Source organism: Roseateles sp. P1_C6, assembly GCF_056406315.1.
Genome location: NZ_JBFUAK010000001.1, coordinates 34,229 through 54,978 on the forward strand (window position 1 = coordinate 34,229; position 20,750 = coordinate 54,978).

The following is a 20,750-nucleotide window of genomic DNA, read 5'->3' on the forward strand; positions in this document are numbered from 1 at the left end:
GTGGAGCACGGCAAGCTCCAAGCCGACTGGCGAGCACGACGCCCAAGGGTGCTCGAGCACACGGCAGAGCGTTACGTCCGCGCCACGACCATCATTTCGGAGCTAACGCCGGAACTGCTTGAGTTGCTCGCCACCCATGTAGAAGCTGCGGCGCTGGCGAGTGATGAAGCCCGCCGCATGCTTGGATACACGGATAGCGACAAAGACACGGAAGGCCGTCCGCCCGCATACACCGATGAGGAAATTGAGGCCTATCAACGGGACTACGCCGAGGTGCTGCCCCGTCTTCGGAAGGACGTGGCCAGGGGTGAAATCAGAGAGCTGCAGCCCCTGTGCGACGAGTTCTTGAGGCTGTACGGATACGAAAGCAGGCTCGGCGAGCTGGACTCCAAGCGGCTCGCTATTGCCTATGGCAGGGCTGCCATTAAGGCGAACGAAAACCTCTTGCGCCGCTACAACGGCGAGGACGTTGCGACACCGTCAAATGCGCACAAAACTGTCTGCCCTGCAAGCCGGCACCGGCCGCTTCCTAGGCCCCGTCACACCGCTGAGCAGCTCCTTTAGCCCCTTTTCGCCTCAGACGCGGCAGCACCATGACGCCGATGAGCAATCCGCCAGCGACTGTGGTCATCACCATGCCGGCGACGTTCAGCATGCCGAGTGCGAAGGTGAAGCCGCCCAGCAGCGCCGTCGCGAGCAACACGCCCAGCACGCTGCCGCGGCCGCCTTCGATGGCCACGCCGCCGAGGATGGCGATGGTGACGGCGTCCAGTTCCCAGCCGAACGCGAGGTTGGGCCGCGTGCTGCCGATGCGGCCGGTCAACTGCACGGCCGCCAGCGCCGCCATCAGGCCCGCCAGGGTGAATAGCAGCAGCCGATAGCGCTGCACGGCGATGCCCGAGAAGCGCGCCGCCAGGGGGTTGGCGCCAATCGCATAGATGCGGCGGCCATGGACGGTGCGGTGCTGCAGCAGCATGAACGCAACCCCCACGGCCAGCATGACGCCGAACTCGATCGGAACGATCAGCCACGGCCAGCCCAACAGGTCACCCAGCGTGCCGTTGCCCCACTGGCTCAGCCACTCCGGGTAGCCAGTGATGGCCTGGTCGCCCAGCAGCACCAGGGCCAGGCCGCGATACAGCGACAAGGTGCCAATGGTGACGACGATGGAGGGTAGCTGCCAACGCGTGACCAGCCAGCCGTTGAAGGCGCCACAGGTGATGCCGCATCCCACGGCGGCGGCGAGCATGCCAGCGGCTCCCGCCCCGGCCTGCATCGCATAGCCCAGGGCCAGCGAGCACAGTGCCATGGTCGCGGCGATGGACAAGTCGATCTCGCCAGCGATGATCAGCAGCGCTATCGCCATGGCGATCAGGGCTTTCTCCGACATGTTGGTCGTGCTGTCAGCAAGGGCGTACGGAGAGGCAAAGCCGTCGATGCCGAGCCCGAATCCGACGTAGACGGCGACGATCAGTGCCGCCAGGATGCACTCCCAGGAACCCCAGACTTTCACGCGGCTCGCCTTTCCAGGATCTGCTGCCCCGACTGTCGCTGCGCTCGGGCGTTCAGCATCACCGAGACCAGGATGACGGCGCCGGCAATCGCCTGCTGCCAGAACGGCGAGACGTGAATCACCGGCAAGGCTGCATTGATGACGCCGATGAACAGCACGCCCAGCACCGCACCCCCGACCGTGCCGACACCACCCCCGACACTGATGCCGCCGATGACGCAGGCCGCGATCACCGTGAGCTCAAAGCCGGCCGCCAGCTCGGTGAAAGCGATGGCGTAGCGGCCGACCCAGAGCAGGCCAGCCAGCCCCGCCAGGGCGCCAGACAGCGTGTAGGCCATGCGGATGCGTCGCGAGACCGGAATGCCCACGACCCGCGCCGCCGCCGGGTTGCCGCCGCAGGCGTAGAGATCACGGCCTTCACGGCGCCAGCGCAGCAGCCACCACCCCAGCGCGGCGACCACCGCCGCAAACCAGACCAGCAGCGGCAAACCCAGCAGCGTCGAGCGAGGCAGGGCCTTGATGGCCGTGTGGATGTCCTGGTCGTTGACCCAGGCGCCGCCGCTGACCAGGAAAATGGCGCCGCGGTAGACGGACATGGTGCCCAGCGTGACGACGATGGGCGGCAACTCGAAGCGCGTGATCAGCCAGCCGTTGAGGGCGCCTTGCGCCGCACCCAGGGCCAGCGCCAGCACGATCAACACCGGCGCGCCGGCGCCCGGAAAGAGCTTGCCGAACAGCGCCACCAGCATGCCCGTCAAGGCCAGGTTGGACGCCACGGACAGATCGATGCCGCGCGTCAGCAGCACTGGCATCTGACCGATCACGAGGATGGCGAGCAGCGCGGAGTCGTTGGCGATGTCCAGCGCGTTGCGCGGCGTGAGGAAGACAGGGGATCGCCAGCCCACGGCCAAGCTGATGGCCACGATGACTGCGGCCAACGCCCACTCGCGGCGAAAGGTCGGGTTGGCAGCAAGCATCACGCAACGCTCCTGCTCGGCAGCGCCAGGCCTGAAGCCGCGGCCACGAGGGTCTCCGCATCGGCCTCGCCGCGCCTGAACGCCGCCACCTGTCTGCCACGCTTCATGACCACCACGCGATGCGCGAGGTTCATCACCTCGGGCAGTTCGGAGGACACCAGGATCACCGCCAGCCCCTGCGCCACCATCTCCGCGACGAGTTGATAGACCGCCTGCTTGGCGCCCACGTCGATGCCCTTGGTGGGCTCGTCCAGGATCACCACGCGCGGATTCAGCCCCAACCACTTGCCGATGACGACCTTCTGCTGGTTGCCGCCCGACAGACCCGACAGCGGCGTGTCCTGGCTGGCGGTCTTGATCTGCAGCCGTTCAATCAGGCGCTGCGCCAACGCGCTCTCGCGAAGGGCAGACAACCAGGGCCCGCGCGAGAACTGACCCTTGACGGCATGCCTCGGTCCGGCCAGCGCGGCCAGGCTGAGGTTGTGCCGCACCGAGAAATCGAGAATGCCGCCCTGGCGCTGGCGCTCCTCGGGCACGTAGGCCAGCCCCAGCGAGATCGCGTCGGCCGGATCGCGGATGCACCGCTCCTGGCCGTCCATCAAGATGCGGCCGCGAGCCAGCGGTTTCAGCCCCATCAGCGCCATCATGACCTCGCTGCGCCCTGCGCCGACCAGGCCGTAAAAGCCCAGGATCTCGCCACGCCTGAGCTCAAAGCTGATGCCGTCGAACTCCGTCGCGTGGCTGAGGTCACGCGCCTCCAGGACGACCGCGCCGGGCTGCGTGTCCACACTCGGGTACACCTGCTCGATGCTGCGACCGGCCATCAGGCGCAACAGCTCCGGCTCGCTGGCCTCCTTCATGCGCCCGGCGCCCACCGAGGCGCCATCCCGCAGTACCAAGTACTGGTCGCAGACCGCGAACAGCTCGTCGAACTTGTGCGAGATGAACAGCACCGCCACGCCGCGATCCAGCAGCCCGCGCACGAGGCCGTAGAAGTCACGGATCTCCGACTGCGACAGCGCGGCGGTGGGTTCGTCCAGGATGACGACGCGGGCCTGGTGCGACAGGGCCCGCGCGATCTCGATGAGATGCCGCTGAGCCAGGCTGAGCTGCCGGACTGGCGTCGTGGCGTCAAAGCCCGCCCCCACCTGATCCAGCACCTCCTGCGCCAGGCGGTTCATCGTCGCCCAGTCCACCACCCGCAAGGCCGCAGGCCCGCGCATGGGCTGCCGGCCGATGAATATGTTCTCGGCCGCAGTCAGCTCCTCAAACATCACCGTTTCCTGGTGCACGGCGGCGATGCCAGACGCCTGGGCCGCGTGCGTGCCGTGCAGGCGCACCGGCTGGCCGTCCAGCCACAGTTCGCCCTCGTCGGGCTGATGGACGCCGGTGAGGATCTTGACCAGCGTCGACTTGCCCGCGCCGTTCTCGCCGATCACGGCCAGCGCGTGGCCAGGCCGGAGTTCGAGGTCCACGCCGCGCAGCGCATGCGTCGGCCCGAAGCGCTTGTGAACGCCCCGCAGGCACAGCACCCCTGCCCGATCAGAAGAACTTGGCGAACTTGTCGACATTGCCGGCGTCGTAGGTGAACGGCTCGGCCATGACGCCTTCCAAGTTCTCGTCGAGCGTGACCGTGCCGACACGGCCGACGCCGATCCTGGCGCCCGCGCTTGCCGTCTTGCCAGTGACCAGGCCATGGGCGATGTACACGGCGCAGTAGCCGAGGTCGATGGGGTTCCAGATGGCGAAGCTCTTCACCGCACCGCTGCGAACGTGGCCAGCCATCTCCGACGGCAGGCCGAGGCCGGTGACGAAGACCTGGCCCACCCTCTTCTCGTCCTGCACCGCCTTGGCGGCCGCCGCGACGCCCACCGTCGTCGGCGCGACGATGGCCTTCAGGTTGGGGTAGCTCTTGAGCAGCCCCTGCGCTTCGCGATAGCTCTTGTCGGTCTGGTCGTCGCCATAGACCACGCTGACCAGTTTCAGACCCTTGGACGCCGGCTGGGCCAGCGCCTTCTTCATCTCCGCGATCCAGAGGTTCTGGTTGGTGGCCTGCGCGGTGGCCGACAGTACGGCGATCTCGCCGGTGCTGCCGATGGCGTCGACCGTCAAGGCCACGAGCTTCTGGCCGATCAATGCATTGGACGATGGCGCGAGATGGACAAGACGCCCGTCCTTGCGCACCGCCGAATCGAAGGACACCACCTTGATGCCACGCGCCATGGCCTTCTTGAGCACCGGCACCAATGCGTCGGGATCGTTCGCGGAAACGATGATGGCCTTGACGTTCTGCGCGATCAGCGCATTGATCACCTCGATCTGCCCCTCTGCCGTGGCTTTGGCGGGGCTGGTGAGCACGATGTCCACGCCGCCCAGCGTCTTGGCCGCCTCAAGCGCGCCCTGGTGCGCTGCAATGAAGAAGCCGTTGCCCGAGCTTTTGGCGACGATGGCGATCTTGCCGGCGGCCAGGGCGCCTTGGGCTGCGAGGCAAAAGGCGGCTGCGAAAGCGGCGAGCGCCAGCGTGCGGCGGCAAAGGGTCATGGTGCGTTCCTGGATTTGGGGCTCGAAGACCTCCGCAGGCTATCTGTTCTCGCGCAGAGGATGTCGACCTTGGTGCACAACGAGCAAGCGGTTGAGCGAAGTCAGCTGCGCCAGAGCCTTCCTATTGCGGCATCGTCGCCCGGGCGGGCATGGCCTTCTCCGGCGTGCTGCCCTCGCCCTCGAACGGGCGCAGCCGGAAAGTCACGCGAACGGGCTCCAGCTTTGTCCGGTACTGCATGTGGGGCTGGCCCACATGGTTCCAGGTGGTGTCGCCGCCGACGCCCCACTGCGCACCGTCGATCAGCAGCGTTCCGTGATCGTGGGGGACGATATCGCTGCTCTTCCATGTCCCGGGCGGGCGGCGGTAGAGGTCGGTGTAGGGGAAGGCCAGTGCATTGGCCATCAGCAGCGCCCTGCCCTCCACCCGCAGGCCGCGGCCGCCCCCGGAGACTTCGATCCAGCGGACATCGACCTTGTTGCCGGTGTCCTGCGGGCGCATGTAGTCGTGGTTCTGCTCGGCGATGGCACCGCGCCACAACCCGATGGCGGCGCCGGTCTTGCGGTCGACATAGCTCTCGTGCGGGCCGCGCCCGTACCAGCCTACCGTGGTGAGGCTTTGTGGAATGTCGAACCACAGGCCCACGCGGACGGGCGGCGGCAGATCGCTTTTCAGCGGGGTCAACAGACCGACCACGTCGACGGTGCCGTCGCCGCCCATGGTGTAGGTGGTGACGAAACGCGCCGCGCCGGCGCCCAGCTCGTGGTCGACAACCACTTCGGCGCCGCCACCGGCCWGGCGGCGACCGACGATGGAGCGGACCTGGCGCTCGCGGGTCATCACCTTCCAGGGCGTCTGCTGGCCGACCGTGCCCGTCGCCGTGTCGTTGTCGGTCTCGGCACGGAAGAAGTTGGGCTGGCCGCGCGTCAGCAGCACCGTGCCCGCCTTGGCGTAGGCGGTCAGCAGGCCGGTCCTGCGGTCCAGCGCCAGGCTGGCACCGCCGGCCGCCAGCACCAGGGCATCGGGCGTCTGCGTCAGCTCGACGGCCCCGCCAGCCAGCGCGGCGGCGACTGCAGGCGGCGGCGCCAGTGCGAACTGCTCCCAGCCAACGATCCAGTCTGCCGGCACCAGCGGCACGGCACCCGCCTTGGCCCTGGCGCGCAGGGTGACGAAGTACTCCGCGCCCGGCTTGCGCTGCACACCGGCCAGCGGAAGCGTCAACTGCTGGGTCTGCCGCGCCGGCGTCGACACCCCCGGCAGCGACCCCGAGGCGATGCTCACGCCGTTCTCCAGCAACGCCCATTCGAAGGCGAAGCCGGACAGGTCGCGGAAGTCGTGGCGGTTACGCACGGTCACGGTCGCGGTGGCGGGGTCGAAGGCCTCGAACTGGATCGGTGAGAGCACCTTCTGCACTTCGTAGAGATGGGGATTGGGCGTGCGGTCGGGCTGGATCAGGCCGTCACCGAACTCGATGTCGCCGCCCGGATTGGGCCCGTACTCGCCGCCATCGCCCCAGTAGCGCCTGCCGTCCTTGGTATAGCGATACATGGACTGGTCGACCCAGTCCCAGATGAAGGCGCCCTGCAGCTTCTCGTACTTGTAGATGGTGTCCCAGTAGTCCTTGAAGTTGCCGCCGGAGTTGCCCTGCATGTGGGCGTACTCGCACTGGATCATGGGCTGGGTGCGGGTCGGGTCGGTCGCCCAGTCCACCATCTTCTCGATGTCGTCATACATCGGCGCGTAGATGTCGACGTAGGCGTTGGGCGCATGCTCCCAGTCGAGCGTGCCCCAGCCGAGATACGAGATCAGGCGCGACGGATCACGTTGGCGCGCCTGCGCGGCCGCCTTCTCGAAGGTGGGGCCGATGCCGGCCTCGTTGCCGAGCGACCAGAAGATCACCGAAGGGTGGTTCTTGTCGCGCTCGACCATGTTGAGCACGCGGCTGACATGGGCGCCTTCCCAGGCCGGGTCGAAGCCGATCTGCAGGGTCGACCGCAGCACCGGATGCTTGTTGCCGTAGTCCATGTAGGCGTGGCTCTCGATGTTGGCCTCGTCCATGACGTACAGGCCGTACTCGTCGGCCAGCGCGTACCAGCGCTCGGCGTTGGGGTAGTGCGAGGTCCGGACCGCGTTGATGTTGTTGCGCTTCATCAGCTCGATGTCGCGGCGCATCGAGGCCTCCGACATCACGTGGAAGGTCTCGGGATCATGCTCGTGGCGGTTGACGCCGCGGATGATGATCGGGCGGCCATTGACGGCCACTCGGCCATCCTTGATCTCGACGGTACGGAAGCCGATGCGCTGTGGTGTCGCCTGGATCAGCTTGCCGTCGACGTCGAGCACCTCGATCAGCAACGTGTAGAGCTTGGGCGTCTCGGCGGTCCAGGGGTCCACGCCGGGCACGGCCGCCGAGAGCGTCTCGGTGCTGGCCGCGCCCGCGGCGACGCGGGCCTCCCTGGCCAGCACGGGCTTCTCGCCGTCCAGCAGCGTCATGCGCAGCCTGAGCGGCTGGCTGCGCGCTGTCAGCGCCACGTCGGTTGACAGCACGCCGTCGCGATAGGCCTTGTCCAGACCCGCGTGGACAAAGAGGTCTGTCAGCCGGGTCCTGGGCACTGCCTTCAGATAGACCGAGCGCTCGATGCCCGAGACGCGCCAGAAGTCTTGATCCTCCAGATACGACCCGTCGGACCAGCGGTGGATCTGGATGGCGACGACGTTGCTGCGCCCCGGCTTCAACAGCCCGGTGATGTCGAACTCGCTGGGCAGCTTGGAGTCCTCGGAGTAGCCGGCCTCCACGCCGTTCACCCAAACCTGGTAGGCCGACCCGGCCGCGCCGATGTGCAGGATGACGTCCTGCGCAGACCAGTTCGCCGGCACCTCGAAGGTCCGCCGGTAGGACCCGACCGGGTTGGTGGCGTGCGGGATCAGCGGCCGGTTGGCCGGGTGCGGATAGGTGATGTTGTTGTAGCGGGCCTGGTCGTAGCCCTCGGCCTGCCACATGGCTGGCACCTTGATGGTCTTCCAGCCGGAAACGTCGTAGCCGGGCTTCTCGAAGCCCTTGGGCACGTCATCGGACGAGGGTGAGAAGCTGAACGACCAGAGGCCATCCAGCGTCTGGTAGCGGGCCGAGCGGGTCGGGTCGCCGGCCAGCGCGGCCGCGCGGCTCTCGAATGGGAAGTGCGTCGCCGCGGCCGGCAGCTTGCCGCGCGCAAAGACGGCCGGGTTCTCCCAGTCGGGCCGGGAGGTGTCCACCTGGACGGATTGCACCTGCGGCGCTTGCGCCTGCACCAGCGCAGCGGCGGCGCCCAGAAAAAGCGCCACGCTCAGGCGGGCCATCAGTCTTGCATGCACAGGCATCTCCTGGGTTCTCAAAGCACGGTGATGTCTTTGTGCTGCGGCACCAGCGCCTTCATGGCCGCCCACGCAACGAGGTAGGCGAGCGCGCAGATGGAAAACATGATCATGTAGCCCGTCGCCAGTTCACCGCGGGCGCCATAGGCGTCGAAGATCCAGCCGCCGAGCTTGGACACGGCCACGCCGCCCAGGCCGCCGGCCATGCCGCCGATGCCCACGACCGAGCCGATGGCCCGCTTGGGGAACATGTCCGACACGGTGGTGAAGAGGTTGGCCGACCAGGCCTGGTGCGCCGACGCGCCGATGCCGATCAAGAGCACAGGCAGCCAGTAGCTGGTGCCGCCCAGCGGCTGGGCCAGCAGCACGACCAGCGGGAAGAAGGCGATGACGAGCATGGCGCGCATGCGGCCGTCGTAGGGCTTGTAGCCGCGCTGCATGAAGTAGGTCGGGAACCAGCCGCCACCGATGCTGCCGATCATGGTCATGCTGTACAGCACGGTCAGCGGCAGCGCGATGTCCGTCGTGCTCATGCCGTATTGGCCGGTCAGGTACTTGGGCAGCCAGAACAGGTAGAACCACCAGACGCCGTCGGTCAGGAACTTGCCGACGACGAAGGCCCAGGTCTGGCGATGCGCGAGCAGGCGAAACCATGGCACCTTGGCGCCATCAACGGCTGGCGCGGTCTCGTCGCGGTCGCTGTTGATGTAGGCCAGCTCGGCGGCGCCCAGGCGGCGCTGCCGGGACGGCGCGTCGTAGGAGGTGAGCCACAGCGCGACCCACAGGAAGCCGATGGCGCCGACGGCGATGAAGGCCATCTGCCAGCCCCAGGTGACGGCGATCCACGGCACGGTCAGCGGCGCCAGGATCGCACCGACGTTGGCACCGGAGTTGAAGATGCCGGTCGCGAAGGAGCGCTCCTTCTTGGGAAAGTACTCGGCCGTCGCCTTGATGGCGGCCGGGAAGTTCCCGGCCTCGCCGAGTGCCAGCACGGCGCGCGACACCATGAAGCCTGCCACGGACACGGGCAGGCCGATGCCGACGGCCGCCATCAAGCCGCCGATGGGGACCGAGAAGGCATGCATCATGGCGCCCACCGACCAGACGCCCACAGCAATGGTGAAGGCGCGCTTGGTGCCGATCGCGTCGATGAACCGCCCCGCGAACAGCATGGAGATCGCGTAGCCGAACTGGAAGACGGCCGTGATGTTGGCGTAGTCCGTGTTGGACCAGCTGAACTCCTTGGAGAGTGCTGGCGCCAGCAGACTCAGGACCTGGCGGTCCAGGTAGTTGACGGTGGTGGCGAAGAACAGCAGCGCACAGATGGTCCATCTGTACTTGCCGATGACTTGCTGGTTCATGGTTCAGCCCTTCGCTCAGTCGCTCGCAACCAACTTGTCACCGACGAATACGCGGTAGCGCCGGATCCGGCCCGTGACGCCGTCCGACCCCTGGCGCGGCGTGTAGCGCAAGCCGGCGATGTCCACCGGCGCGCCGAGGTCGATGATCAGGCGGGGCGGACCCGCGGGCCGAGTGGCCCCGCTGTAGGCCGTATGCCAGTAGTCAGTGGCCTGGCCGTTGATCGCGTTCAGCGCACCGCCGTCCTCCTTGCGCGCTTCCTCGCTGCTGGCGTAGGCGATGGTCCACGCGGTCTGGTTCAGCGGCTTGCCTTGCGCATCGAGCAGCGCCAGTTCGGCGATGGCGGCATGGGGCTTGCCGTCGAAGCTGTCGAGCACCTCGATGCAGACCTGGCGGCCGCGCGCAGGCCCATCGAAGCGCACGTCCTGCGTCGCCGAGCCGCTGGCGAACTGTCCCTCGTGCACGGGCTTGAGCCCGGCCAGGCGCGGGCGCGCGGTGCTGGGCGGGCGCTTCAGATCGCGGTCGGGTTGCAATTGGTCGAGGATGGGTGTCGTGAGCCCCTCGATGCGGTTGGCGCGTGGCCCGGTCAGGTCCAGCACCACGATTTCGTTGCGGCCGGCCTGGATCCACGGTCCGGGCAGGTACATCGTCTGCGTCGGGCCGATGCTCCAGTAGCGTCCGAGGCAGCGGCCATTGATCCAGACGATGCCCTGGCCCCAGCTGGACATGTCCAGGAACGTGTCGGCCTGCTGCGGCGCCTCGAAGCTGCCGCGCCAGAACGCGGGGCCCGTCTGGCGTTTGGTTTGCCAGCGCAGCGGCGGCAGTTCACCGTCGGCACTGAAGTCGATGGCACGGATCTCCCAGCCGGTCAGTTCCTGCGCCTTGCCCCTGGCCGTGCGCAGCATCACCGGGCCTTGCAGCCCCTTGCGGTCATGCACCTCCATGCCGAAGTTCACGCGGGCAATCGTGTACAGCAGGATCTCGACCGTGGTGTCGCGGCTGCGCGCCGGCACATCGACGCTGAAGCGGCGGTAGCGCGTGTCCATCGTGCCGACGAGGCTGCCATCGACAAAGACCCAGGCCAGGTCGCGCACATTCGCGGCCTGCAACTTCCCGGCGGGGCCTGCAGGCAGCGTGACGCGATAGGCTATCAAGCCGCGACTGATGTCGTACTGCTCGATGTTCTTGGGCGACTCGGCCCGGATGGCCTGGGCCGGCAGGTTGGCGAGCACCGGCGCCGTCTCGCCGAGCGAGAACGAGGGAATCGCCGTCACCGGCAACCTCGCGGGTGGGTCGGGAAGAACCTCGCCAGTCTTCAGGTGCTTCGCGAGGCACTCGCGGTAGGTGCGGAACTTTTCGCCGACCCAACCGGCCTCGCCGATGGGCGCGTCGTAGTCGTAGCTGGTCGTGTCCGGCCGGAACGGGCGATCACAGCCGCCCCACAGGCCGAAGGTCGTGCCGCCGTGGGCCATGTAGAGGCTGAACGAGCCGTTGGCCTTCAGCATCGCGTCGATGTCCTGGACGGCACGCGCGTTGTCGCCGCGGCGGTGCGGCGCGCCCCAGGTGTCGAACCAGCCGGAGTAGTACTCGCCGCACATCCGCGGCCCCTTTTGCAGCTCGGCCAACGCCTTGAACCCGCCGGCCGGATCGCTGCCGAAGTTGGCCACCGTGAACAGCTCCGGAATATGCGTCTTGCCGACCGCATTGGTCGGATTGCACTGGAACAGCGGCACGCCGAAGCCCCCGTCGAGCACGGCCTGGCGCATCACGCGCATGTACTCGCGGTCGTCGCTGAGGAAACCGTACTCGTTCTCCACCTGCACCATCAGGATGGGCCCGCCATCCGTGACCTGCATCGGTGCCAGCACGCGCCCGACCTCCTTCAGCCAGCGCCGTGCCGGCTGCACGAAAGCGTCATCGCGGCTGCGCAGGAAAGCGTCGCCTGGGTGCTTCAGCAGCCACCAGGGCAGGCCGCCCATCTCCCATTCGGCGCAGGCATAGGGGCCCGGCCGCAGGATGACCCACAGGCCTTCAGCCTGGGCCTGCCGGCAGAACTCGACGGCATCGCGCTGGCCTTCCCACTGATAGCGGCCTTCGCGCCATTCGTGGTAGTTCCAGAACAGATAGGCGCAGACCGTGTTCATGCCCATGGCCTTGATGGCCTGCAGCCGGTGCCGCCAGTACTCGCGCGGCACGCGGGCGAAGTGCATTTCGCCGCAGCGGATCTGCAGGGGCTTGCCATCGAGCAGGAAGTCGGCCTCGCCGATCGTGAAGCGTGGTGCTGCCGCGCCGGCGGACGCTGGGTTCAGCAACAGCGTGGCACTCGATGCGGCCGCCCCGAGCAGTCGGCGACGAGGGAGGAGAACGGTCATGGTGGGTTCCGGATTCAACAGGCTTGATCAAAAAACACCCCGCCTCGCGGTGCGAGACAGGGTGAACTGCGCGAGCCTAAGCGCCGCACGGAGAAACAGCGTGAGCCTCAGAACGCCACCCGCACGCCCACGTTGAAGCGGCGGCCGACGTCCTCAAGCGTCAGGAACTGGGACTCGTTGTTCGCGTACTCGTGCATGCGTTCGTTGTTCAGGTTGATCGCGTCCGCATACAGCGAGACCAGCGGCGTCACGTTGTAGCGAACGCTGGCATCGGCCTGGCCATAGGCCGCCCGGGTGCGTGGCAAGGTGCTGCCACCGCCACAGTCGACGGAGAAGTGGTTGCGCCAGTTGTAGCTCAGGCGCGCCTGGAAGCGGCTGTTCTCGTAGAACACGGAGCCGTTGTAGGACTGCTTGGACAGGCCCGGGTAGCCGCAGGTGGCCACACCGCCTTCTCGCTCGGCGTTGGCATCCACATAGGTGAAGTTGGCCGCCACGCCGAAGCCCTGCAGCAAGCTGCTGTTCGCGTCGAAGGCGTATTGCCCAGCCAGTTCCAACCCTTTGATCTTGCCGTGCTGGCCGTTGCGGATGCGGGTGTCGTGCGCAATCTCGGTGTACTGCGGCAGCTGGACGTCGACCAGCTGGGTTTCCAGGAAGTCGGTGACCTTCTTGTGGAAGACGGCGGCGCTGAGGTAGTTGGTCTTGGACAGGTACCACTCCAGCGACGCGTCCAGATTGGTCGAGCGCATCGGCCGGAGGTAGGGGTTGCCGCCGCCGGTCTGCACGTCGCCATAGCGGCCGCCATACCAGTTGTCCACGCCCATCTGGTTCAGCGTGGGGCGCGTCAAGGTCTTGGAGGCCGCCAGGCGCAGCACCAGGTCCCGGGTCAGGTCCAGCTTGAGGTTGGCCGACGGCAGCAGGTTGTTGTAGCTGTTGTCGACCGAGTTCACGGTGCTCGGGCCGTAGTTCAGGATGTAGGTCGTGTCGTTGGGGCTCTTGACGGCCGACAGCAGCACCCGGCTGATGCCCATCGACGTGGAGTTCACGTGCACATAGCGCACGCCGGCACTGCCGGACCAGCCGTCGCCCTCCCACTTGCTGTCCACGAACAGACTGGCCACCTTCTCCTTGACGGCCCACATCGACGGCCTGGTGTAGTCGATGGCCATCGGACCGTTCGGGTACTTGGTCTTGTCGCCGTACAGGGCCGGGTCGTTCGACTGCGCGATCAGCGACGGCTGGTTCAGGTAAGCCATGTAGGCGTAGGGGTCGAACCTCAGGAAGGTCGACGGCATGGCGCCTTCGGTGCCCAGGATGTTGTTGAGACTGCTCACCGTGAACAGCGAGGCCGGCAGCGACACGTGATAGCCGCTGAAGGCGTTCCACGAATCGCTGTTCCACTGGGTGCGGTCGACCTTGCGGCGCGAGGCCGACAGGCCGAACTGCAGGCCCTTGAAAGCACCGATCTCGTGCTCCCACCCCAGGTTGACGCGGCCTTCCTTCAGGTCGTCGCCGTTGCGGATCTGCCCGTAGGCGACCGCATGGGCGCGTACGGCGGCGGGATCGGAGAGGCTGTCGCCGAAGTGGATGGTGGGTGTGCCGTCGAAGGTCAGCAGGTCGCCGTTCTGCGGCACCATGCCGGCGACGATCCACATGTCGGGCGAAGCCGATGTCGTGCGCGACGTGGACAGGTCGGCTTCGAGGCTCCACTCCGGGGCCAGCACCCACTTGGCGTTGCCGCCGAAGGCCTTGGTCGTCGACAGCCGGTCGCCGGCCTTGACGATCATGTCGTTGGAGTTCGCCTCGCCGAGCAGCTTGCCCGGGCCGGCGATCTCGGGGTTGTTGGCGAAGAAGGTCGAGCCCGGCCGCAGGAAGCTGGTGATCTGGTTGTCCGCGTTGTACTTGACGCCGAGCTGGGTGGGATTGTTCCAGTCACTGACCGCGATGACGTCGTTCTTCTGGTCCAGGCGCGAGTACAGCGCGTCGGCCGAGAGCTTGAGCGCCGAGGTCGGATTGAACTGGACCGTGCCCGCGGCCACCAGGCGCTTGCGGCGTTCGTTCTCTTCCTGGAATCCGAAGCTTTGCGGGATGTACAGCTTCTTCACCGTGACGTCGGCCATCGTCAGGTTCTTGGAATTGAGATCGCCGTTGATCAGGGTCACGTCCTTGTAGTTCCAGGCGTCGTTGACCGCCTTGGTCTGCTTCGAGGCGCGGTCGGTGTACGACAGGGAGCCACTGACACCGAAGCTGCGGTCGTCATTCGCGAACGAGTACATCGCGCTCGCATTGGGCGTCTTTTTCTTGGAGTTCGAATCGTAGGAACCGGACAGGTTCAGCACTGCGCTGTGACCTTTTCGGCCCGACAGCGGGCGCGCCGTCTGAATATCGACCGTCGAGCCAATACCTCCTTCCGGAAGGAAGGCCTGGGCCGTCTTGTAAACCAGCGCCTTCGAAATTAGGTCGGGCGACAACAGGTCAAACGAAAACTCGCGGCCGCCGGTATCGCTGGTCATGGTGCGCCCGTTGACGAGCACGTTGTTGAACTCCGGCCCCAAGCCCCGGACGGAAATATACCGGCCTTCGCCGTTATTGCGCTGGATCTGCACGCCGGTGACGCGCTGCAGTGACTCGGCGATATTGGTGTCAGGGAATTTTCCGGCGTCTTCCGCGGACACCGCGTCCACGACGCCCTCCTGCATGCGCTTCGTCGCAACGGACGACTCCAGCGAGGCGCGGATGCCGGTGACGACGACCCGTTCCATGTCCTTTTTTGCATTTGCCGCCTCCTGCGCATGCGCAGGCAACGCCAGCCACATTTGACCGATCAAACCGGCGATGACGGTTTTCATGAAATACTCTGACCGCATGGTTGTCTCCGTGAGGGTGAATATGCATGTCAGGCGACGTCAATGCCTCGCCCTATTGACAGCAAGCATTACGCTGTCCGGCGCGCAATACACCTGATCAGGTAATTCAGAAAGGCTAGCATTGTCGAATTTCTTATTCGTATACTGTTTTGCGCCGACCGCATCAAAAGTTCATATAGCTGTCGCGGCACATATAGTTACACAGTAATGCGTCCTAATTTCTCAGGGTGACTGCATTCCCACCGCTCAGATTTGCGGGCGCCACTGCAACACGCGCACCTTGCTGGGCTGGACCTTGGCGGCACCCTCGCCATCCACCTGCTGCACGGCCTGCAGGAACAGGTTCAATTCCCCCTGTCGGCGCCACAACTCCGTGTCGAAGCTGGGCTCCCAGGCGCCGGCGGGATCCGTCGTCAGGTCGTGCACGGTCCAACGCCCGGAGCTGAAGTCGGCAATGTGCGCGACCGACACCTTGCTGCCCCGCTCCTCGTCGCGGAACACGAGCAGCGCCGCCGGCTCACCAGCCCTCAGGCCCACCATGATTTGCGGGCGCGACATCGGGATCGCCTTGGTCCCCACGCCGCTGAGCGAAAACGGCGTGCGGCGGAAGTCCAGCCCCAGCTCCCGCCAGGCGCCGCCGCGGCGGTAGACCACCTGGTATTGCGGCACGGTGCTGCCCGCTCGCCGCCAGTAGCTGGCGATGTAGGGGTTGCCATCCCGGTCGGCCGACATCGAGGTCTGGTTGATCAGTTCGCTACCCTGCGGGATGCGCGCGGCGTACTCGGCGTTGGCCGCCGTGATGGGCAGCGCACAGGGCCGTCCGTCCGAGGTCTCCCAGCTGACGCCGCCGTCGCGCGAGCGGGCATAGGCCAGGTCATGGTTGCTGGCGACGTCCGGCGATTCGCGCCAGACCCAGGACAGATGCAGGGTGCCGCGGTGGTCGAGAAAGGCCTGCCAGTAGGCGTTGCGCTGGCCTTCCCCGTTGATCAGGTTGCCGTGCAGCCTTGTCCACGCCTGCGTGGCGACGTCATAGCGGTTGATGACCAGGTTGCCCCGGCCCGAACCACCGTCCCGGTAGAAGAACAGCAGATTGCCATCGGGCTGGCGGTGGAACTCGGGATAGGACACCGAGCCCTCGCTCTGCCCCGTCATCGGCATCTCGCCGGTCATCTCCAGCGCGCCGGGCCGCAGGCTGCGCGCGTAGCGCAGCGCGCTGTTGTGGTGGTCCCAGGCGAGATGCAGATAGTTCGCACCGTCGACCATGATGCTGATGCTGTTGTGGGCATCCAGCGCGTTGCCCTTGTAAGGCGTGGTCTTCAGCGTCCAGTCCTCGCTGCCCAGCTTTCGCTTGCCCAGCACGACGTTCGCGTCCTGGTCGTAGAAGGCGATGTACTGCACGTCGCCCTGCGTGACGAGGGAGTTCTTGCGGAACACCACGGCGTTGACGGAGTTCCTGGCCCAGCCGTCGGCCACGTCCACCAGGCGCACGCCCTCACCTTCACGCGTGACCGCACAACCGGCGACCAACGCCGCGACGACCAGGGCAAACGCTGTTGCTTTCATCATGGGAGGGCAAAGGGGCGAGCCTCGCATGAAGCCCGCCCTGCATTCACTCAACACCGTGCTCAGAACTTGCCGCGCAGGCCGATCTTGAAGGTGCGGCCGTCGTACTTCGCATAGTCCATGCGCGTCTTGCTGCCCAGGCCGTACTGGCCGGTGGCGTCTTCGAAGTAGTCGTAGGCCAGCGTGTTCGACAGGTTCAGCGCGTCGAGGCGGATCTCCAGCGAATCGCTGATCTTGTAGCTGACGTTGGCGTCCAGATAGCCGCGGCCCGCGCGCCAGCGGATCAGATCGTCACCGTTGTTCTTCGGGTTGTCGCCGTGCAGGGAGCGGCCCTTGTAGTTGTAGGACGTGCGGAATGCAAACGGCCCTTTCTCGTAGTAGAGCGTGGTGCTGTACGCGTACTTGGGCACCGAATTCACTTCGATGGTGTTGCCCGCGTTGGTGATCCACGCGGCGCTGTTGAACGGGTTGATGTGCGTGTAGCTGGCGAGCGCACCAAAGCCCTTGAAGGGATCGGGCAGGAAATTGAAGTCCTGCTGGTAGGCCAGCTCGAAACCCTTGAGCGTCTGCTTGCCGGCGTTGCTGTAGGTGCGCAGCGTCATGGGCAACGCGGGGTCGACCTTGCCCTGCGCGTTCTGGAAGATGGCACCCAACGCGGTATCGGGCAGGCCCAGCGCACCGAACGTGGTCTGGGTGGTGCTGGCCACGGTGGCGTCGGTCAGGTCCTTCTTGAAGATGGCGGCCGACAGCATGCTGCCTTTCTGGAAGTACCACTCCAGGCTGGTGTCCAGGTTCTTGGACTGCTGCGGGCGCAGGCTCGGGTTGCCAGCCGTCGCCGTGTTGTCGAACGGGTTGGGAATCACGGTCTGCGCGGCAATGATGGACAGCGACGCGCGACTGAGGGTCTTGCCCCAGGAGGCACGCCAGGTCAGCGTGTCCGTCAGGTCCAGCGCCGCGCTCATGGCGGGCAGCACGTTGCTGTACGAGCCCTTCTCCTGGTTGGGCAGGTAGGTCAGGCTGGTGCCTTGCTGCTTGAAGTTGTCGATCAGCGTCTTGGTGCGCGAGTAGCGCACGCCGGCGTTCAGGCGTAGCTCCCTGCCAAACACGTCGCCTTTGAAGTCGGACTGGATGAAGCCGGTAGACACGTTCTCCTGCGCCTTGAAGCTTTGCGCCGGCGTGAAGGTGGCCTCCGAGTTGAAGGCCAGCGGATCGAAGGTGGTGTAGGTGTAGTCGCGCGTGAAAGTGCCCCAGGCGTGCGGCCAGCCGGCGCCCATGTCGAGGTTCCCGATCGGCAGCGTGGAGGTCATGCCCGACCGCAGGCCCGCTGTGCCCAGCGTGTTGAGCTTGGTGGTGGCCGCGGAGGTGCCATTGCGCTTGTTGATGTCCTTGGAGGTCTCGGCGTACACCAAGCCGGCCTTCAGGTGGCCGGTCCAGTCGCCGGCCAGCGCGTAGTCCCAGTCGGCCACGAGGCGGCCCTGCTTGCCCTTGTCCGTCTCGCGCGTCCAGCCGGTGCCGATACCGAAGCCCTGGAAGTTGGCCGGGTCGGTGTAGCTGACCGGCGAGGACATGGACGGGTAGACGTGGTCGCTGCCGTAGTCGATGGTGGAGTCGACGCCGAAGATCTGGCCGGACAAGGTGTCCTGGTAGCTCAGTGCCTTGCTGCTGTTGGTACTCAACTGACCGCTCAGCACCAGCTTGTCGCTCACGGTCCAGCGGGCGTTGGCGGCCACATAGCCGAACTTGGTTTCGTCCTCGCTGTAGGTCACGCCGCTGCTGTAGGACGTGTTGCCGAAGGTGCCCGTCAGCAGGTTCGATCCCGGATCGATCTTCACATCGAGCGGAATGAAGCCGTTGTTGCCGGCCTGGCCTGCGGGCTTGGTGCGGTCGGTCGTGCGGCTGTTGCGGACGAGGATGCCGAAGTACATCTCGTCTCGCGTGTTGCGCAGCTTGGAGTAGAGGGTGTCCAGGCTGACATCCAGCGTCGGCGTCTTGTATTGCAGGGACGACACCAGGCCATCACGGCTGCGATCGTTGGACGAGCCGTAGAAGCGGTAGATGCGCGGCAGCAATGCGTTGTCGACCTGGGCGCGGGTGTAGGCGCCGAGGTTGGCGCGCGGGCTGTCGAAGTCCAGCGCGACAGCGAAGTTGCCCTTCACGGGACTCTGGCTGCCGCGCGCGGAGCTGTTGTAGCCGCCGGTCGCTTCGAAGCCGGAGCGGTTGTTCACGCTCGAAGCATGCGACACGCCGGCCAGGAAGCCCAACGGCCCCCAGGTGTTCGAATACAGCGCGAAGCCCATCGGGTCCGTCTTGCCGGACGTGGTGTTGTACGACGCGGTGACGCCGTAGCGGATGGTGCGCTTGGGGTTGTCGAAGGGGCGCGGGGTTTGCAGGTCCACCACGCCACCCATGCCCCCTTCGCTCAGTTCCGCCAGCGGGGTCTTGTAGAAGTCCACGCGCCCAAACAGTTCGGACGCGAACACGTCGTAGTTGAAGCCGCGCGCCGCGCTGCCGATGGTGGCGGTGGACGTGGCGTTGACCAGCGCGCCGTTCAGCGTCGTGACGGAGTACTCGGTCGGCAAACCGCGGATGGAAATGCGCTGGCCTTCGCCCGAGCTCTCGTCGCGGTTCAGGATCACGCCGGGCACGCGCTGCAACGATTCCGCCACGTTCGCCTCGGGGAACTTGCCGATGTCCTCGGCCACGATGGAATCGCGCACGCCGATGGCCTGCTGCTTGAGCACCATCGATTTCTCGAGGCTGGAACGGAAGCCGGTCACCACCACGGCTTCGAGCTGGCTTTTTTCTGCCTTGGCCGCGCTGTCCGGCGCGTCCGGCGCCTTCTCGGCCACCGGGGCTGCAGCAGCTGCCTGGGCACCTGCCTGCCCGTAGGCAGCGGCGAGCGCCATCGATATTGCCGAATAGATCAGTCGTTGTTTCATTGTCTCTGCTCCATGTGCCACTGCGGGCTTATTTAGATTCCTGGTCTTATTAAAATCGCCAGAGATTTTCAGTTTAATTTACATGTCAGATTGGGCCATTAATTTTATTATGTCAACGTTACCATGCTAAATTAAAAAAATGGGCGCCGCGCACATCACTGCCAAGCAGGCGATCTGAGCGGCTAACAGCTTGGGAGTCGCAGGAGTTCATCACCGTGCCCGGGATGCTCAAGATCGAGCCGCTTCGCAGATATGGTAACGTTGTCTCATTTGCTTGAAAGTTGCTTTGTCGCGACATCCGCAAGCGGCCCCCGACGCAGCGGACATCGGTCTCGATGGCCATGCATTTGAACCAGCTTACTGCCACGGATCGTCGAGAAGCTATCAATAAATGGTGCTGAGATATACAAAATCACGTGGGACGCGGCCTGCGTATCAGCCAAACTCGACTGCAGCACATTCAGTCCTTGTATTTGAGCGGGCTATCGAGGAACACCCCGCCCTGATACACAAGCGCCGGGTCGTCGGGGTCCGACCAGTCCACCGCATCGGCGACTCGATCCGCAAACTGGCGCGAGCTCTGGGTCGGTTGGTAGCGCAGAAAGCGCGAGTGCCGGTCATCCCACCATCGGCCCGGGTTGTCCGAGATGCCGAAGGTGATGGTGTGGCCCACCCGGGGCGTCAGCAGCGAACGACGCAACAGCTGGACAAGGTCGTCCAGTCCCAGCCAGGTTGCCAGTTGCCGGTGCGTCGTGGCCTCGGGGAAGCAATAGCCGATGCGGATGCACACCGTCTCGATGCCAAAGCGGTCCCAATAAAGCCGCGACAGTGATTCTCCGAACACCTTGGAGACGCCGTAGTAGCCATCGGACCTCGTGGGCATCGAGGCGTCGACCGTCTCCGTCGTTCGGTACATGCCCATCGTGTGGTTGGAGCTCGCAAACACCACGCGTCGGATGCCCAGCTTGTGGACAGCCTCGTACAGATTGACCACGCCGACGATGTTTGCAGCCATGATCGGCTCGAACTCGGTCTCGGTGGACACCCCGCCGAAGTGCAGCACGGCGTCGACGCCCTGGCACATCTGCAGCACCCGATCCCGATCGGCGAGATCGCAGCGCACCACCTCCTCGCCCGGTCGCGCCGGCCCCAGATCGGCGACGTCGCTCAGGCGCACGATCTCGGCGAACTCTTGCAGGCGGTCACGCAGGCGGCCACCGAGGCCGCCGGCAGCGCCAGTCATCAGGATGCGCTTGAAAGGCTTGGACATGGT

The 20,750-nt window shown here is 65.8% G+C and carries 12 protein-coding genes; 1 reads left to right on the plus strand and 11 read right to left on the minus strand.

Annotation, left to right across the window (positions count from 1 at the left end; all coding sequences use genetic code 11):
• Nucleotides 1-48 precede the first annotated feature (48 nt).
• Entirely contained in the window at nucleotides 49-564 is a 516-nt protein-coding gene (locus tag AC1D29_RS00185) for a hypothetical protein (protein WP_477893556.1), read from the plus strand.
• Here AC1D29_RS00185 and AC1D29_RS00190 read toward each other — a convergent pair.
• The 11 genes from AC1D29_RS00190 to AC1D29_RS00240 form a co-directional block, all read right to left on the minus strand.
• Complete coding sequence (locus tag AC1D29_RS00190; RefSeq protein WP_477893558.1) at nucleotides 530-1,513, minus strand: ABC transporter permease; 984 nt, start codon at nucleotides 1,511-1,513, stop codon at nucleotides 530-532. The genes AC1D29_RS00185 and AC1D29_RS00190 overlap by 35 nt on opposite strands.
• The gene (locus tag AC1D29_RS00195) at nucleotides 1,510-2,490 is read right to left on the minus strand and encodes an ABC transporter permease (RefSeq protein WP_477894400.1); all 981 of its coding nucleotides are present in this window, start codon (nucleotides 2,488-2,490) and stop codon (nucleotides 1,510-1,512) included. The genes AC1D29_RS00190 and AC1D29_RS00195 overlap by 4 nt, the downstream gene beginning before the upstream one ends.
• Entirely contained in the window at nucleotides 2,490-3,965 is a 1,476-nt protein-coding gene (locus AC1D29_RS00200; protein ID WP_477893560.1) for a sugar ABC transporter ATP-binding protein, read from the minus strand. The genes AC1D29_RS00195 and AC1D29_RS00200 overlap by 1 nt, the downstream gene beginning before the upstream one ends.
• 67 nt (nucleotides 3,966-4,032) lie before the next feature.
• Nucleotides 4,033-5,031 (minus strand): rhamnose ABC transporter substrate-binding protein, encoded by a 999-nt coding sequence (rhaS, locus tag AC1D29_RS00205; RefSeq protein ID WP_477893562.1) that lies wholly within the window; start codon nucleotides 5,029-5,031, stop codon nucleotides 4,033-4,035.
• A 121-nt stretch (nucleotides 5,032-5,152) separates the two neighbouring features.
• Nucleotides 5,153-8,386 carry a glycoside hydrolase family 2 TIM barrel-domain containing protein gene (locus AC1D29_RS00210; RefSeq protein WP_477893564.1) on the minus strand — a complete coding sequence of 1,078 codons (3,234 nt, stop codon included), beginning with the start codon at nucleotides 8,384-8,386 and terminating at the stop codon, nucleotides 5,153-5,155.
• Between the two features lie 11 nt (nucleotides 8,387-8,397).
• Nucleotides 8,398-9,741: an MFS transporter gene (locus tag AC1D29_RS00215; protein WP_477893566.1), complete on the minus strand. Its 1,344-nt coding sequence runs from the start codon at nucleotides 9,739-9,741 to the stop codon at nucleotides 8,398-8,400.
• 15 nt (nucleotides 9,742-9,756) lie between these two features.
• Complete coding sequence (locus AC1D29_RS00220; RefSeq protein ID WP_477893568.1) at nucleotides 9,757-12,111, minus strand: beta-galactosidase; 2,355 nt, start codon at nucleotides 12,109-12,111, stop codon at nucleotides 9,757-9,759.
• A 107-nt stretch (nucleotides 12,112-12,218) separates the two neighbouring features.
• Nucleotides 12,219-14,957, minus strand: coding sequence for a TonB-dependent receptor (locus AC1D29_RS00225; protein WP_477893570.1), 2,739 nt, complete (start codon nucleotides 14,955-14,957; stop codon nucleotides 12,219-12,221).
• Nucleotides 14,958-15,221: 264 nt separating this feature from the next.
• Nucleotides 15,222-16,541 carry a BNR repeat-containing protein gene (locus AC1D29_RS00230; protein ID WP_477893572.1) on the minus strand — a complete coding sequence of 440 codons (1,320 nt, stop codon included), beginning with the start codon at nucleotides 16,539-16,541 and terminating at the stop codon, nucleotides 15,222-15,224.
• A gap of 59 nt (nucleotides 16,542-16,600) precedes the next feature.
• Nucleotides 16,601-19,477: a TonB-dependent receptor gene (locus AC1D29_RS00235; protein WP_477893574.1), complete on the minus strand. Its 2,877-nt coding sequence runs from the start codon at nucleotides 19,475-19,477 to the stop codon at nucleotides 16,601-16,603.
• 460 nt (nucleotides 19,478-19,937) lie between these two features.
• Nucleotides 19,938-20,747, minus strand: coding sequence for an NAD-dependent epimerase/dehydratase family protein (locus AC1D29_RS00240; RefSeq protein WP_477893576.1), 810 nt, complete (start codon nucleotides 20,745-20,747; stop codon nucleotides 19,938-19,940).
• Nucleotides 20,748-20,750 lie beyond the last annotated feature (3 nt).

Excerpts from the sequence above, each read along its gene's own strand:
- AC1D29_RS00215 (WP_477893566.1), bottom strand. The coding sequence starts at position 9,741 with ATGAACCAGCAAGTCATCGGCAAGTACAGATGGACCATCTGTGCGCTG.
- AC1D29_RS00195 (WP_477894400.1), bottom strand. The coding sequence starts at position 2,490 with ATGCTTGCTGCCAACCCGACCTTTCGCCGCGAGTGGGCGTTGGCCGCA.
- AC1D29_RS00240 (WP_477893576.1), bottom strand. The coding sequence starts at position 20,747 with ATGTCCAAGCCTTTCAAGCGCATCCTGATGACTGGCGCTGCCGGCGGC.
- rhaS (WP_477893562.1), bottom strand. The coding sequence starts at position 5,031 with ATGACCCTTTGCCGCCGCACGCTGGCGCTCGCCGCTTTCGCAGCCGCC.
- AC1D29_RS00220 (WP_477893568.1), bottom strand. The coding sequence starts at position 12,111 with ATGACCGTTCTCCTCCCTCGTCGCCGACTGCTCGGGGCGGCCGCATCG.
- AC1D29_RS00230 (WP_477893572.1), bottom strand. The coding sequence starts at position 16,541 with ATGATGAAAGCAACAGCGTTTGCCCTGGTCGTCGCGGCGTTGGTCGCC.
- AC1D29_RS00225 (WP_477893570.1), bottom strand. The coding sequence starts at position 14,957 with ATGAAAACCGTCATCGCCGGTTTGATCGGTCAAATGTGGCTGGCGTTG.
- AC1D29_RS00235 (WP_477893574.1), bottom strand. The coding sequence starts at position 19,477 with ATGAAACAACGACTGATCTATTCGGCAATATCGATGGCGCTCGCCGCT.